Here is a 14,649-nt window from a genome sequence, read left to right on the forward strand (position 1 = left end):
GCTCATTCGGTACTCGCCCGTCGTGCACGGGCGCCAAGATGAGGGCATGCAGGGGGTGGCGGGTGTCTGATCTGCTCGACGACGTCGTGGCGGCGGCCGGACTCACGGTGTTCGGCGTCGCCGCGACCGCGCGGCCGGTCGGCGCACCCGCACCCTTCCCCTTCCTCCCCGGTCCCGAGCTGACCGACCGGATCGCCGCCGTCCGCGCGCGGGGGCTGGACCGGGTCGTGCTCTGCGGGCCGGGCGCCGGGGCCGCGGCGATCGCCGCCACCCTCGGCCTGGACCTCACCGTGCTCGACACCGCCGATCCGCACCGGGTGCGAGCGGCCCTGGCCGACCGGCTGGAGCGGACGGTGGTCGTGCTGGCGGTGCCGGAGCCGACCGTCGTCGCGGATGCCCATCGGCGGGCCTTCCTGCAAGCGTTCGAGGACGCCGGCCTGCACGACGTGGGCCGGCGTTTCGTCGTCGTGACCGCGCCCGGCTCCGGGTTCGAGACCGTGGCGCGCGAGATGGGCGCGCCGCTCTTCCTCGCCGCGCCGACCGCCTCCGCGCTGAGCGCCTACGCCCTCGTCCCCGCCGGCCTGGCCGGGGCGGACACGGCGGCGCTGCTGGCCGAGGCCGCGGCGTTCCAGACTCCTCCCCCGCCCCGCGCCGCCGCGGGCTTCGCCGCGCCGGCCCCCCGCCGGGCCGAGCCGGCCGCGGAGCCCGTGCTGCCGGGCGTCGCGCTCGGCGAGACGATCGCCGCGGCGGTGCGCGACGGGCGGGACAAGCTCGCCGTCGCCCCCGACGGCACCGGCATCGACGGCCTCGGCCCGTGGATCGAGCGCCTCTTCGGCGACGCCCTGGTCACCGTCGCGCTGGAGAACCCCTCCTCCTGGGGCCACGAGGGCCCCGACGTGCTCGGCGTGACCGTCGGCGGCGTCCTGGGCCGCGCCATCATGCCCGGCGGCGGCATCAACCCCGACCTGTCCGTCAACGGCCCGCTCGGCGCGCACCTGTTCGCCTGGGAGCAGGCCGCGATCGTGGCCGGGGCGGCCCCGCGGCCCACCGGCGACGGCGACGCGCTGCTGCACCGGCTCGACAGCGGCGTGCCCGCCGAGACGCCCGCCCTCGTCGAGGGGGCGATCGAGGTGTACGGCGAGACGACGGCCACGACGCTCATCGCCGCGATCGACGGCCTGACCCACACCGTCCCGCCCGGCGGCCGGGTGGCGATCGAGGCCCACCTCGACCCCGGCGGCGACGCGGCGGCGGCCGGGGTGCGTGACGCCCTCGGCGGGCGGGTGGCACGAGCGGTGACCTTCGGCTGGGGACCGCGCGCCGCCTCCGGCACCGGCGCCACGCTGCTCATCACCGGCGCGGTGACCCACGACGTGCGGGTGCCCGGCCGGCCGTACACGTTCGGCGAGCTCCAGGCCGCCTCCGCCGCCCCCGGCGACGGGCCGTGGCTGCGTTTGCATCTGACCGACCGGGCAACCGGTATCGAACAACTGTTGGCCGCCCTCGGAGGGTGAACTGATGACCAATCCGCTGCGGGACCCGCAGGACCGGCGACTGCCTCGCATCCCCGAGCCGTGTGCGCTGGTCATCTTCGGCGTCACCGGTGACCTGGCCCGCAAGAAGCTCATCCCGGCCGTCTACGACCTGGCCAACCGGGGACTCCTGCCGCCCAGCTTCGCCGTGCTGGGCTTCGCCCGGCGCGACTGGGGCGACGGCGACTTCGAGGACCTGGCCCGCAAGGCGGCGCAGAACGGCGCCCGCACCACGTGGCGGGAGGAGGTGTGGTCCCGCCTCGCCGGCAACATCAAGTTCGTGCCCGGCTCGTTCGAGGACGACCAGGCCTTCGACCACCTCGCGCAGACGCTGAGCGACCTGCACGACGAGTCCGGCATCCCCGGCAACGCGGCGTTCTACCTGTCGATCCCGCCCTCGGCGTTCCCGGTCGTGCTCAAGCAGCTCGAGCGCACCGGCATGTCGGACAACGCGAAGTCCGGCGGCTGGCGCCGGGTCGTGGTGGAGAAGCCGTTCGGCTACGACCTCACCTCGGCCAAGCAGCTCAACGACCTCGTCGACGACGCCTTCACCGCCCAGGACGTGTTCCGCATCGACCATTACCTGGGCAAGGAGACCGTCCAGAACATCATGGCGCTGCGGTTCGCCAACAACCTGTTCGAGCCGGTGTGGAACTCCAACTACGTCGACTCGGTGCAGATCACCATGGCCGAGGACGTCGGCATCGGCTCCCGTGCCGGCTTCTACGACAAGGTCGGCACCGCCCGCGACGTGCTGCAGAACCACCTGCTGCAGCTGCTGGCCCTGGTGGCGATGGAGGAGCCGACCGCGTTCGACGCCGACGCCATCCGCACCGAGAAGCTCAAGGTGCTCAACGCCATCAAGGTGCCGGCCGACGTGGCCACCAACACGGTCCGGGGGCAGTACCTGACCGGCTGGGTCGCCGGCGAGCGGGTGCCGGGGTACCTCGAGGAGAAGGACGTCCCGGCGGACTCCAAGACGGAGACGTACGTGGCGACCCGCCTGGGCATCCAGAACCGCCGCTGGGCCGGGGTGCCCTTCTACATCCGGGCCGGCAAGCGCCTGCCGCGGCGGGTCACCGAGCTCGCGATCCTGTTCAAGAAGGCCCCGCACCTGCCGTTCAGCGACGCGGACGTGGAGATGCTCGGCAACAACCAGCTCGTCATCCGGGTCCAGCCGGACGAGGGCGTGATGCTGAAGTTCGGCTCGAAGGTGCCCGGCACGACCATGGAGGTCCGCGACATCGCGATGGACTTCCAGTACGGCGAGGCCTTCACCGACGCGAGTCCCGAGGCCTACGAGCGGCTCATCCTCGACGTGCTCGTGGGCGACAAGACGCTGTTCCCGGACTCGGCCGAGGTCGAGGCGAGCTGGAACGTGGTCGACCCGCTCGAGGAGGCCTGGGCGGGTTCGACGCCCGAGCCGTACCGCGCGGGCGAGTGGGGCCCGCGGGCCGCCGACGAGATGCTGGCCCGCGAGGGCCGCGCCTGGCGCCGGGCCTGACCGGGGCCGAAGAGGGAGACATGGACATGATCGGTTTGTGGGACACCACCGGCATCGAGGTGGTCAAGGCCCTGGCCAACGAGCGGCGCAGCGCCGGCGGCCTGACCAGTGGCCTGGCCCTGACCCTGATCGCCGTGGTCGACGAGCGGCAGGTCCGCGAGGCCGAGGCGGCGGCCACCATCGCCGCCTCCGCGCACCCGTGCCGGCTGCTCATCATCGTGCGCGCCGACGTCACCCAGCAGCGGTCGCGCCTCGACGCCGAGATCGTCGTCGGCGGGCGGCTGGGCCCGTGCGAGGCGGTCGTGATGCGCATGCAGGGCCGGCTGGCGCTGCACGCCGAGTCGGTCGTCATGCCGCTGCTCGCCCCGGACGTGCCGGTGGTGACGTGGTGGCAGTGCACGCCGCCGGAGCGGATCGCGTACGACCCGCTGGGCGTCGTCGCCGACCGCCGCATCACCGACAGCGCCCAGGCCGAGGACCCGGTCGCCGCGCTGCGGGTGCGCTCCGACGACTACGTGCCCGGCGACACCGACCTGGCCTGGTCGCGCATCACCCCGTGGCGCACCCTGCTGGCCGGGGCGTTCGACGCCACCCGGATCGGCGTGCGCTCGGCCGAGATCGTGGCGCCCGAGCACGACCCGACCGCGCTGCTGCTCGGCGGCTGGCTGGAGGCGCGCCTCGGCGTGCACCCGGCCCGCAGGACCGGCGACGGCAAGATCATGCAGGCGGTGAACATGGTGCTCGACAACGGCGACTCGATGAACCTGATCCGCGACCTCAACGCGGGCGTCGCCACGCTGCAGCGCACCGGCCAGCCGGACCGCATCCTGCCGCTGAGCCGCCGCCCGCTCGGCGACGAGCTCGCCGAGGAGCTGCGCCGGCTCGACCCCGACCAGCCCTACGCGGCCGCGCTGGCGGCCGGCACCGGCAAGCGCCGGCTCGCCGAGCGCGGCGCGCCCCGCGTGCACATCTGGAAGGACCCCGCCCTGGCCGAGAAGCCGGAAGCCGGCACGGTGCCCACGCCGGAGCCCGTGGCTTCATGAATCATTCGAAGATCGTCGTGCACACGGAGCCGCGGCTGCTCGCCGAGGCGGCCGCCGCCCGGCTCATCGTCCGGCTCACCGACGCCCAGGCGGAGCGGGGCGAGGCCACGGTCGCGCTGACCGGCGGCCGCATCGCCGCCCAGATCTACCAGGCGGTCCGCGAGAGCCCGGCCCGCGACGCGGTGGACTGGTCGCGGGTGAACGTCTGGTGGGGCGACGAGCGGTTCCTGCCGTCCGGCGACGGCGAGCGCAACGAGACCCAGGCCCGCGCGGCGCTGCTCGACGCGCTGAAGCTCGACCCGGCCCGGGTGCACCCGATGCCGGCCTCCGACGGCCCGGACGGCGAGGACGCCGAGGCGGCCGCCGCCCGCTACGCCGCGGCGCTGGCCGAGGCGGCCCGCCCCGGCCACGCCGAGCTGCCGCACTTCGACGTGATCCTGCTCGGCGTCGGCGAGGACGGCCACGTGGCCTCGGTGTTCCCGGAGCACCCGGTGACGCTGGAGTCGCGGCCGGTCTCGGCGGTGCGGGGCAGCCCGAAGCCGCCGCCGGTGCGCACCACGCTGACCCTGCCGGCGATCAACACGGCGGCCGAGGTGTGGCTGATCGCCTCGGGCGACGGCAAGGCGAAGGCGGTGGGCCTGGCCCTCGCCGACGCGGGCCCGCGCCAGATCCCGGCGGCGGGCGTGCACGGGCGGGAGCTCACGCTGTGGCTGCTCGACACCGCCGCGGCCCACGAGCTGCCGCCCCGCTTCCGCAGCCTCGTCTGACGGCGGCCGTCAGAAGAAGGGTGACCACCCGCGGACCTGGCAGCGACGGCGCGCCAGCGCCGAGCGGTGTCTCGCGGGAGGAACGGTCCGCACCACGGCGGACCCGAGTCATGGCCTTGGTTCGTGAACAGGGGCGCCGGATCTCGCATCCGGCGCCCCTGTCGCTATCGGCCTGTGCGTTGGCGCAGACGCGCCAGCGCCTCCTGGAGGATGGCCTCGCCGTCGGCGTCGGTGCGCCGCTCCTTCACGTAGGCCAGGTGGGACTTGTAGGGCTCGGCCCGCGGACGCTCCGGCGGGGCCTGCTCGTTCCGGCCGGCCGGGAGGCCGCACCGGGAGCAGTCCCAGGTGTCCGGGGGCTCGATCTCGGCGGCGAACGCCGGCTCGGTCACGTGCCCGTTGGCGCACCAGTAGGTCACGGCGCGCCGGGGGGCCTGTTCACCACGCTCGGCCCAGCGCACCGGGCCGGAGCCGACTCGTGTTCCGCGGATGGCATTGCCAGCTGCCACGGCTGCTCGCTCCTGTTCGTCGGGGGGTACGACGTCTTACGGAGTGCAGGAGTGTGGGCGTAAACACCTGCGCGCGGCCCGTAAGTTGCACGGACCGCGCGCTGAGTCTAACGCTGGTGGACGGCGAGGTGCTCAGGCGCCACCGTTCTGGACGATTTTGAGCCAGAGGCCGAGGCCCACGATGCAGGCGAACCAGATGATGCCGACCAGCAGGGTGTAGCGGTCGAGGTTCTTCTCCGCCACCGAGGAACCGGCCAGGCTGGAGGACACGCCGCCGCCGAACATGCTGGACATGCCGCCGCCCTTGCCACGGTGCAGGAGCACGAGCAGGGTCAGCAGCACGCTGGTGATGACCAGCAGCACGATCAGGGTGTAGGCGAACGCCGTCATGGCGCGGTCGTCCTCTCGGCAAGGCGGTCAGGGCACGGTCGTCTGTAGAGCGGGTGCCAGCTTACTAGGCGAGTCCGATCGCGCACAGGTCGGGCTGCCCGAACTGCGGGTGGATGAAGCCGCCGCGGATGTTGGTGCCCGCCATGCGCAGCGCCTTCATGTAGACGATCGGGATCGCCACCGCCTGCTCGGCGATCTTCTGGTCGAGCTCGCCCCAGAGCCGGTACTGCCGCTCCGGCACCGACTCGGCCAGCGCGGCGGAGATCCGGTCGTTGATGTCGGTGTCGTTGAGCAGCCCGTAGTTCTGGTTGTTGGTGGCGCCCGCCCCGGCCGGGATGAGCCGGCCGTCGAAGAGCGGCGGGATGACCGCCGAGCCGTTCGCCCAGTCCGGGATCCAGCCGGCCCACAGCAGGTCGTTGGTGTTCGCGGGGTTGCCGATGACGTCGAAGTACGTCTCCGGGTCGATCCCGTTGACCTTGATCTGGATGCCGATCTGCTGATACGTCTCCACCACCGTGGCCGCCAGGCGCCGGATATCCTTCTGGTCCGGGATGGACAGCGTCAGGGCGCCGGCGCACGGCCTGCCCTTCTTCTGCTGCTCGTCCATCAGCTTCAGGGCCACGTCGGGCTTGCCCTCGACGTTGCCGGCGCTGTCGTACACGTCGAAGTCCTTGTGGGCCTTCAGCTGCGGCGCGATCATCGTCGTCGCGTAGTCCCCGTAGACCGATCCGCCGGCCGCGGCGCGGAACTTGCGCTTGTCGAACGCGTACACCAGCGCCTGCCGGCAGGCCAGGTCCGGGATGCGCCGGCTGTTGATCGCGAGGTACCGGATGCCGCCGTAGCTGCCCTGGACCGCCCGCGCCGACAGGTCCGGGTCGTTGATGACCTGCTGCACGAAGTTCGGCGCGACGTTCTTGTCCAGGTCGACGGTGTCGGCGCTGTCCCCGTCGCTGGTGATCAGGTTCGAGGTGACGGTCGGCAGGTCGCCGTCGGCCTCGATCACGATCTTGTCCGGGTAGGCCTTGCGCACGCCGTCGGTCTTGCGGTCCCAGAACGGGTTGCGGACGTACACGAGGCGCTGGTCGGTGTTCTCCTGCAGCTTGTAGGGGCCCGACGAGACCGGGTGCTTGTCGTAGTCGGCCCGGGTGTCCGACTTGACCGGCACCGGCGCGAAGACCGACCTGGCCACCGTGTACCCGAAGTCGCCGATCGGCTGGTTGAGCGTGAAGCGGATGTTGCGGGGGTCGACGCACTGCACGGACGTGAGGCCCTTGCCGCCGTTGTCACCGCCGGTGAACGGGCCCGCGTAGCCGTCCGCGTCGGCGAGGTAGGTCTTGGCATACGGCTGGGCGACGGAGAACAGCCCGGAGAAGCTGCGCTCGACGCCGTGCTTGACGTCAGGGCACGTGATCGGCGTGCCGTCCTCCCAGCGCACGTCGTCCTTGAGCTGGAAGTCCCAGACGCGGTTGCCCTCGCTCGGGCGGCCGGCGTCGGTGGCGAGGTCGCCCACGATCTCGCTGGAGGCCGCGCCCGGCTCCGACCGGAACGTGGTGAGCGTCCGGGAGACGAGGCGGCTGACGTTGGCCTCGGTGGCCGTGGCGACCCGCTGCGGGTCGAGGTGGGACGGTTTGGCGCTCACCACCACGTGCACGGTCCCGCCGGTCCGGGGCGGCTTCGGCCCGTGCTTCGCGTCGGCGTCGCCGCATCCGGCGGTCGCCAGCAGCGCCAGTCCGGCGATGGTCGCAATGGTCGTCCGACGACTGGGCATGCTGGTCCTTCACGGCGCGCCCGACCGGGTCCCGGCTCGTCCGTTCGTGGCGGTGAGCCCTGGCCCGGTGGCTTGACGCCAGGTCAAGGGGTGGTGGACGCAGCCACTGTAGGCGTCATGGGGGCGACAGCAAAACGTCGCGCGGCCCGCATCCGGACCGCGCGACGCACTGTGCTGCTGCTGTTACTTGCCGAGCCGGACAATCCTCGCGAAGCCCTCGGCGTCGATGCTCGCGCCGCCCACCAGGGCGCCGTCGATGTCGGGCTGCTCGATGATCGCCGCGACGTTGTCGTGCTTGACCGAGCCACCGTAGAGGATGCGCACGCGGTCGGCGGTGCCGCCGCTGTACTTCTCGGCCAGCCGGGTGCGGATCGCCCCGATGACCTCCTGCGCGTCCTCGGGCGTCGCCACCTTGCCGGTGCCGATCGCCCAGACCGGCTCGTAGGCGACGACGATCTTCTCGACCTCGTCGGTCTTGATCTTCTCGAGGCCGGCGTCGAGCTGCGCGAGGGTGTACCCCACGTGCTCGCCCGACTCGCGGACCTCCAGGCCCTCGCCCACGCACAGGATCGGCGCGATGCCGTTGGCCAGCGCCGCCTTCACCTTGGCGTTGACCAGGGCGTCGTCCTCGCGGTGGTACTGCCGCCGCTCCGAGTGCCCGACGACCACGTACTGGCAGCCGAGCTTGGCCAGCATCGCCCCGGAGATCTCGCCCGTGTAGGCGCCCGACACGTGCGCGGAGATGTCCTGCGCGCCGTAGCCGATGAGCAGCTTGTCGCCGTCCACCAGCGTCTGGACGCTGCGGATGTCCACGAACGGCGGCAGGACGACCGCCTCCACGTCGTTGAGCTGCTGCTCGTTGAGCGTGAAGGCCAGCTTCTGCACCAGCGCGATGGCCTCGAGGTGGTTCAGGTTCATCTTCCAGTTGCCCGCCATGAGCGGGCGGCGTCCGGTGACCTCAGCCATGGCTCAGGCCTCCAGCGCCGTGATGCCGGGCAGGGCCTTGCCCTCGAGGAACTCGAGGGAGGCGCCGCCGCCGGTGGAGATGTGGCTGAAGCCGTCCTCCGGGATGCCCAGCGCGCGCACGGCCGCGGCCGAGTCACCGCCGCCGACGACGCTGAAGCCGTCGATCTTGGTGATCGCCTCGGCGACGCCACGCGTACCGGCGGCGAAGGGCGCCAGCTCGAACACGCCCATCGGGCCGTTCCAGAAGACGGTCTTCGCCCCGTCGAGGGCCGCCGCGAAGGCCGCCACCGACTCGGGGCCGATGTCCAGGCCGAGCTCCTCGGCCGGGATGGCGTCCACGCCGACCGTCCGCACCTCCGCGTCGGCCGCGAACTTGTCCGCGGTCACCACGTCGGCCGGCAGCACGATCTTGTCGCCGCCCCGCTGGAGCAGGTCCTTGCAGGTGTCGACCATCTCGTCCTGCAGCAGGCTCTTGCCGACCTCGTGGCCCTGGGCCTTGAGGAAGGTGAAGCACATGCCGCCGCCGATGAGCAGCTTGTCGACCTTGGGCAGCAGCGCCTCGATGACGGCGAGCTTGTCCGAGACCTTCGAGCCGCCGAGGATCACGACGTAGGGCCGCTCGGCGTCGCCCGTGAGCTTCGAGAGGACCTCGAGCTCCTTGGCGACCAGGTAGCCGCTGTAGTGCGGCAGCAGGCCGGCCACGTCGAAGACGCTGGCGTGCTTGCGGTGCACGGCGCCGAACGCGTCGTCGACGTAGACGTCGCCGTGCGCGGCCAGCTCGTGCGCGAACGCCAGGCGCTCGGACTCGACCTTGCTGGTCTCCCCCGCGTTGAAGCGGAGGTTCTCCAGCAGCACCAGGTCGCCGTCCGCCCCGCCGAAGGCCACCGGGGCGCCCAGCAGCTCGCTCAGGCGGGCGGCGACGGGCGCGAGGGTGTACTTCGGGTCGGGCGCGCCCTTCGGGCGGCCCAGGTGCGACATGACGGTGATCTTCGCGGCGCCGGCCTCACGCAGGGCGTTGATGGTCGGCAGGACCGCGCGGATGCGCCCGTCGTCGGTGATCTTGTCTCCGTCGAGCGGGACGTTCAGGTCGGCGCGCAGCAGCACGCGCCGACCGGCGACGCCCTCGCTCAGGAGGTCGTCGAGCGTCTTCACAGGCCGGTGCCGACCAGGGTGACGGCGTCGACGAGACGGTTGCTGTAGCCCCACTCGTTGTCGTACCAGCCGACGACCTTGACCTGGTTGCCGATGACCTTGGTCAGGCCCGAGTCGAAGATGCACGACGCCGGGTCGGTCACGATGTCGGTGGAGACGATCGGGTCCTCGGTGTAGACCAGGATGCCGGCGAGCGGGCCGTCGGCGGCCGCCTTGATCGCCGCGTTGACCTCTTCGACGCTGGTGTCGCGGCCGACGGTGACCGTGAGGTCGGTCGCCGAGCCGGTCGGGACCGGCACGCGCAGCGCGTAGCCGTCGAGCTTGCCCTTGAGCTCGGGGATGACCAGGCTGATCGCCTTGGCCGCACCGGTCGAGGTCGGCACGATGTTCAGGGCCGCGGCGCGGGCGCGACGCAGGTCCTTGTGCGGCGCGTCCTGCAGGTTCTGGTCCTGCGTGTAGGCGTGGATCGTGGTCATGAGGCCACGCTCGATGCCGAACGTGTCGTTGATGACCTTCGCCATCGGGGCGAGGCAGTTCGTGGTGCACGACGCGTTGGAGATGATCGTGTGCTTCGCCGGGTCGTACTGGTGCTCGTTCACGCCGAAGACGATCGTCAGGTCCTCGTTCTTGGCCGGGGCCGAGATGATGACCTTCTTGGCGCCGCCGGCCACGTGGACCTTGGCCTTCTCGGCGTCGGTGAAGATGCCGGTCGACTCGATGACGACGTCCGCGCCCAGGTCGCCCCAGGGCAGCTTCGAGGGGTCGCGCTCGGCGAGGGCCTTGAAGGTCTTGCCCGCGACGGTGATCTCGTCCGCGGTCGCCTTCACCTCCTCGCCCAGCCGGCCGAGGATGCTGTCGTACTTCAGCAGGTGCGCCAGCGTCTGGTTGTCGGTCAGGTCGTTCACGCCGACAACCTCGATGTCGGCGCCCTTCGCAAGGGCCGCACGGAAGAAGTTGCGCCCGATACGGCCGAAGCCGTTGATGCCAACCCGGATGGTCACTTCGACACATCTCCTCGTCTCTTCGCGCCACGGCCGCGCTGGTGTGCCGTTGCCGTGCGCCAGATGAGTGTTATTGGCTCGCCCACCCTGGTCCCGCCGGTCCGGACCCACCCGTTGGTGCGGGGTCCGGCCGCGTGTCGCGGCGGCGATCGAACAGCGAGGAGCGACCCGAGTCGGCCTCATCGCCGAACACGGCAAACCCTATCGTCTCGAACCGGTCACGATCCCACGGGGGTGTCGGAGCCCACGTTTGATCGTACGGCGGCGCAGGCTTGCGGGCGGCTCGACCCGGTTGCCGATCGCCTCACGGCCGCAGGTCACAGCGCGGCGCCCGCCGGGGGCGTTCTGCCCGATAAGTCGGGCGCTCTGCGCCACGACTTATCGGATTTATACCCCGACAGTAGTTATGTCGGATTCGGCGTCAGCCGACCAGCATCTCCGGGGTCACGGCCGACTCGGTGTCGGGAATGCCCAGGTCACGGGCGCGCTTGTCGGCCAGCGCCAGCAGACGCCTTATACGGCCGGCGATCGCGTCCTTGGTCAGCGGCGGGTCGGCGAGCGCGCCGAGCTCCTCCAGCGACGCCTGGCGGTGCTCGAGCCGCAGCGTGCCCGCGCTGGACAGGTGGTCGGGCGCGGTGTCGGCGAGGATCTCCATGGCCCGGGCGACCCGGGCCGCGGCGGCGACCGCGGCGCGTGCCGAGCGGCGCAGGTTGGCGTCGTCGAAGTTGGCCAGCCGGTTGGCGGTGGCCCGCACCTCGCGCCGCACCCGGCGCTCCTCCCAGGTCAGCACGCTCTGGTGGGCGCCGATGCGGGTGAGCAGCGCGGCGATCGCGTCGCCGTCCTTGACCACGACCCGGTCGACCCCGCGCACCTCGCGCGCCTTCGCGGTGATCCCGATCCGCCGCGCCGCCCCGACGAGCGCGAGCGCCGCCTCGGGACCCGGGCACGTGATCTCCAGCGCACAGCTGCGCCCGGGCTCGGTCAGCGAGCCGTGCGCGAGGAAGGCCCCCCGCCACGCGGCGACCGCGCAGCACATGTTCGCCGACACGACGTGCGGCGGGAGCCCGCGCACGGGACGTCCGCGCACGTCGAGCAGGCCGGTCTGGCGGGCGAGGGCCTCGCCGTCCTTGACCACGCGCACGATGAAGTGGCTGGCCTTGCGCAGGCCGCCCGACGCGAGGACGTGGATTTCGCTGCCGTACCCGTACACCTCCGACACCTCGCGACGCAGCCGGCGCGCGGCGGCGTTGGTGTCGAGCTCGGCCTCGACGACCACCCGGCCCGAGACGATGTGCAGCCCTCCCGCGAAGCGCAACAGCGCGGCCATCTCGGCTCGCCGGCAGCAGGGCTTGGCCACGTCCACCCGGCTGAGCTCGTCCTTGACCGCAGCGGTCATCGCCATTCTGTCGTCACCTCGCGGATTTCGTGTTCACAGTGATGTCCCCGTCCGTACCGGCACGCGCCCGACCCCCGTTGGTCCGCGAGCCGTTCTCACTTCTCATCCCGGCACCGCGCGCGACCCTGGCGGTCGTCCGGGCGGTCTTGCCTGCGTCGACCTGCAGCAATGGGTCGAGCGCCGCTGCCAGCGCCTGCGGGTCGTGCCGGGGCCCCCCGTCATCGACGGCGACCGGGGCCAGCACCAGCCGCGCACCAAGCGATTCTGCCGCACGATGGACCGGTTCGGGGTCGCCTACGGCTTTCCCGTCGGCAAGAACTACATCGACGTGCAATCCAGGTAGGTAACGGGGCAGGGCGGCCAGGTGCTCCGGCAGCGTCAGCCCCGCGGTCTCGCTGTCGGCCGCGAGGTTGAGCGTGACCAGCCGCCGGCCCGCGCTGTCCCGGATGGCGTCGGCCAGCCCGGGCACGAGCAGGTGCGGAATCACGCTGGTGAACCACGAGCCGGGCCCGAACAGCAGCCAGTCGGCCTCGCGCACGGCCCGCACCGCCTCGGCGCACGCCTCGGGCGCGTCCGGCGTCAGCCGCACGCGGTCGATGGTCTTGGTGGTGACCGCGACCTCGTGCTGCCCGCGCACGGTGACGACCTCCCCGTCCTCGGACAGGTCCGCCTCGATGTGCAGCGGGTCGCGCGACATGGGCAGCACCCGCCCGCCGCAGCGCAGCAGCGCCGCCGCCCGATCGAGCGCGGCCACCGGGTCGCCGGCCTGCTCCATCAGCGCGACGAGCACCAGATTCCCGACCGGGTGCCCGGCGATGTCGTCCTCGCCGGTGAACCGGTGCTGGAACAGCTCGGCGGTGGCCGTCTCGTCGGCGAGCGCGGCGAGGGCCTGGCGCAGGTCGCCCGGCGGCAGGATGTCGCGCGTCTGGCGCAGCCGGCCGCTGGAGCCGCCGTCGTCGGCGACGGTCACGACGGCGGTGATGTCGAGCGGGCGGCCACGCTGCACGATGCGCAGCGCACGCAGCGTCGCGGACAGCCCGTGCCCGCCCCCGAACGCGACGACCCTGACCGCCTCGCGCTGGGTGTCCCGCTCCGCGCCGGCCGGTTGCACGCGCGCGTGCATCTGACCGCGGCCGTTGTCGGCGGCGGCGACGGACCTGGACCGGCTCTGCGGCCGTCCCGCCCCGTCCGGCGCCTCGGCGGCAGCGGGCGGCTCGGCGCGGCCGTCGCCGGCCGGTGCGGATCTGGACGCCTTGGAGCGTCGGCGGCCGGGCGCGGGTGCGGGGTCCTTCGCGGCCGGGGTCCGTGCGGCGTCGTTGCCGCCCGTGGGCCGGCTCGTCATTCGCGTCCCAGGTCGCGGTGCTGCGGCGAGGCCGCGAGCCGCATCTCGCGCAGCCGCCGGGCGAGCTCCTCGGCGATGGCGACGCTGCGGTGCTTGCCGCCCGTGCAGCCGACGGCGATCGTGAGGTAGCGCTTCCCCTCGCGCTCGAAGCCCGGCGCGGTCGCGTTGATGAGGCGGGCGTACGTCTCCACGAACGTGATCGCCCCGCGCTGCCCCAGCACGTACCGGCTGACGTCCGTCTCCCGCCCGGTGTGCTCGCGCAGCTCCGGCACCCAGTACGGGTTGGGCAGGAAGCGCGCGTCGAGCACGAAGTCGGCGTCGGGCGGCAGGCCGTACTTGAACCCGAAGGACAGCACCGTGACCCTGATCTGGGTCGTGTCCTCCTCGCCGAACATCTCCTCGATGCGCCCGCGCAGCTGGTTGACGTTGAGATGGCTCGTGTCGATCAGGACGTCGGCCTGCTCACGCGCCTCCAGCAGCAGCTGCCGCTCGGCCGCGATGCCGTCGGAGAGCCGCCCGGCGCCCTGCAGCGGGTGCGAGCGCCGCACGCTCTCGAAGCGCCGGATCAGCACCTCGTCGTCGGCGTCGACGAACACCATCCGCGGGTTGAAGCCCCGCTCCCGCAGCGACTTCACCGCGCCCGGCAGGTCGGTCGAGAAGGCGTGGCTGCGCACGTCCAGCACCATCGCGGTGCGCCGGACCGCGCCCTGCGCCGCGTGCGCGAGCTCGGCCATGTCGAGCAGCAGCGCCTGGGGCAGGTTGTCCACGACGTAGTACCCGACGTTCTCGAGCGCCCGCGCCACGGTGCTGCGGCCGCCGCCGGACACGCCGGTCACGATCACGAGGTCGGTGGTGTTGCGCCCGGGCAGGTTCCCCTCGGCGGGGTCCACCTCCCCAGCCCCGAAGCCCTCCCCCGCGTCCGCGCGCCCCGCGATCCCGGCACGCTCCGCATCGAAGAGCGCACCCTCCGCGAACTCGCCGGTGCTGCTGACAGTCGGTTGGGCCCCGCCGTCGTCCGCGGTGGCGCCTCTCGGCACGTCGCCATCTCTCGACACGACGACGAGTTTATGTCGTACGGCGCGCGGCATCGGACGGTCGGTCGGTTTGCACTAGTTCGCGGTATCTCCAGCCCCGGCCTCCTCCACGACCTCGTCGACCGCTCCGCCCCTGCTGGCCCCGTCTCCTGACCCGCGTTCGGGCGTGTCGCCGGCCTCGACGATCACTTCCGGCGTGTCCCCCATCCGTGTCACCTCGACCCGGGGACGAACGACCTCCGAGCCCC

12 protein-coding genes and 1 pseudogene are annotated in these 14,649 nt (G+C 72.4%); 4 read left to right on the top strand and 9 right to left on the bottom strand.

Annotated features, from left to right (window positions below; translation table 11 throughout):
• The first annotated feature begins 62 nt into the window (after nt 1-62).
• Genes AC6JBM_RS34360 through pgl form a run of 4 tightly spaced genes read left to right on the top strand, consistent with a single transcriptional unit; the run spans nt 63 to nt 4,846 of the window.
• Nucleotides 63-1,514: a glucose-6-phosphate isomerase gene (locus AC6JBM_RS34360; RefSeq protein WP_497978141.1), complete on the top strand. Its 1,452-nt coding sequence runs from the start codon at nt 63-65 to the stop codon at nt 1,512-1,514.
• A gap of 4 nt (nt 1,515-1,518) precedes the next feature.
• A complete protein-coding gene (gene zwf / locus AC6JBM_RS34365; protein WP_497978142.1) occupies nt 1,519-3,036 on the top strand; it encodes a glucose-6-phosphate dehydrogenase in 1,518 nt (505 codons plus the stop codon).
• A 26-nt stretch (nt 3,037-3,062) separates the two neighbouring features.
• Nucleotides 3,063-4,079 (top strand): glucose-6-phosphate dehydrogenase assembly protein OpcA, encoded by a 1,017-nt coding sequence (locus AC6JBM_RS34370; protein WP_497978143.1) that lies wholly within the window; start codon nt 3,063-3,065, stop codon nt 4,077-4,079.
• A complete protein-coding gene (gene pgl, locus AC6JBM_RS34375; protein WP_497978144.1) occupies nt 4,076-4,846 on the top strand; it encodes a 6-phosphogluconolactonase in 771 nt (256 codons plus the stop codon). The genes AC6JBM_RS34370 and pgl overlap by 4 nt, the downstream gene beginning before the upstream one ends.
• Nucleotides 4,847-5,010: 164 nt before the next feature.
• On the opposite strand, the gene AC6JBM_RS34380 is transcribed toward pgl, so the two are convergent.
• The 9 genes and pseudogenes from AC6JBM_RS34380 to rapZ form a co-directional block, all read right to left on the bottom strand.
• Complete coding sequence (locus AC6JBM_RS34380; RefSeq protein WP_350615198.1) at nt 5,011-5,352, bottom strand: RNA polymerase-binding protein RbpA; 342 nt, start codon at nt 5,350-5,352, stop codon at nt 5,011-5,013.
• 132 nt (nt 5,353-5,484) lie between these two features.
• Nucleotides 5,485-5,742 (bottom strand): preprotein translocase subunit SecG, encoded by a 258-nt coding sequence (gene secG, locus AC6JBM_RS34385; protein WP_344614412.1) that lies wholly within the window; start codon nt 5,740-5,742, stop codon nt 5,485-5,487.
• 64 nt (nt 5,743-5,806) lie between these two features.
• Nucleotides 5,807-7,510, bottom strand: a complete 1,704-nt coding sequence (locus tag AC6JBM_RS34390) for an ABC transporter substrate-binding protein (protein WP_497978145.1) — start codon at nt 7,508-7,510, stop codon at nt 5,807-5,809.
• Between the two features lie 183 nt (nt 7,511-7,693).
• Complete coding sequence (tpiA, locus tag AC6JBM_RS34395) at nt 7,694-8,476, bottom strand: triose-phosphate isomerase (RefSeq protein WP_497978146.1); 783 nt, start codon at nt 8,474-8,476, stop codon at nt 7,694-7,696.
• A gap of 3 nt (nt 8,477-8,479) precedes the next feature.
• Nucleotides 8,480-9,628 carry a phosphoglycerate kinase gene (locus AC6JBM_RS34400; RefSeq protein WP_497978147.1) on the bottom strand — a complete coding sequence of 383 codons (1,149 nt, stop codon included), beginning with the start codon at nt 9,626-9,628 and terminating at the stop codon, nt 8,480-8,482.
• On the bottom strand, nt 9,625-10,629 hold the full coding sequence (gap, locus tag AC6JBM_RS34405) for a type I glyceraldehyde-3-phosphate dehydrogenase (RefSeq protein WP_497978148.1): 1,005 nt from the start codon (nt 10,627-10,629) through the stop codon (nt 9,625-9,627). Before gap ends, AC6JBM_RS34400 begins: the two co-directional genes overlap by 4 nt.
• A gap of 421 nt (nt 10,630-11,050) precedes the next feature.
• Nucleotides 11,051-12,031 (bottom strand): DNA-binding protein WhiA, encoded by a 981-nt coding sequence (gene whiA, locus AC6JBM_RS34410; protein WP_223102186.1) that lies wholly within the window; start codon nt 12,029-12,031, stop codon nt 11,051-11,053.
• A gap of 157 nt (nt 12,032-12,188) precedes the next feature.
• A pseudogene (locus AC6JBM_RS34415) lies at nt 12,189-13,148 on the bottom strand (gluconeogenesis factor YvcK family protein); the annotation flags it as partial.
• Between the two features lie 215 nt (nt 13,149-13,363).
• On the bottom strand, nt 13,364-14,257 hold the full coding sequence (gene rapZ / locus AC6JBM_RS34420; RefSeq protein ID WP_497986573.1) for an RNase adapter RapZ: 894 nt from the start codon (nt 14,255-14,257) through the stop codon (nt 13,364-13,366).
• Nucleotides 14,258-14,649 lie beyond the last annotated feature (392 nt).

The sequence above is a fragment of the Dactylosporangium thailandense genome (assembly GCF_059739745.1).

Bases quoted from the DNA above. Each gene is read 5' to 3' on its own strand.
- AC6JBM_RS34390 (WP_497978145.1), bottom strand. From the start codon at position 7,510: ATGCCCAGTCGTCGGACGACCATTGCGACCATCGCCGGACTGGCGCTG.
- whiA (WP_223102186.1), bottom strand. From the start codon at position 12,031: ATGGCGATGACCGCTGCGGTCAAGGACGAGCTCAGCCGGGTGGACGTG.
- tpiA (WP_497978146.1), bottom strand. From the start codon at position 8,476: ATGGCTGAGGTCACCGGACGCCGCCCGCTCATGGCGGGCAACTGGAAG.
- pgl (WP_497978144.1), top strand. From the start codon at position 4,076: ATGAATCATTCGAAGATCGTCGTGCACACGGAGCCGCGGCTGCTCGCC.
- secG (WP_344614412.1), bottom strand. From the start codon at position 5,742: ATGACGGCGTTCGCCTACACCCTGATCGTGCTGCTGGTCATCACCAGC.
- zwf (WP_497978142.1), top strand. From the start codon at position 1,519: ATGACCAATCCGCTGCGGGACCCGCAGGACCGGCGACTGCCTCGCATC.
- AC6JBM_RS34370 (WP_497978143.1), top strand. From the start codon at position 3,063: ATGATCGGTTTGTGGGACACCACCGGCATCGAGGTGGTCAAGGCCCTG.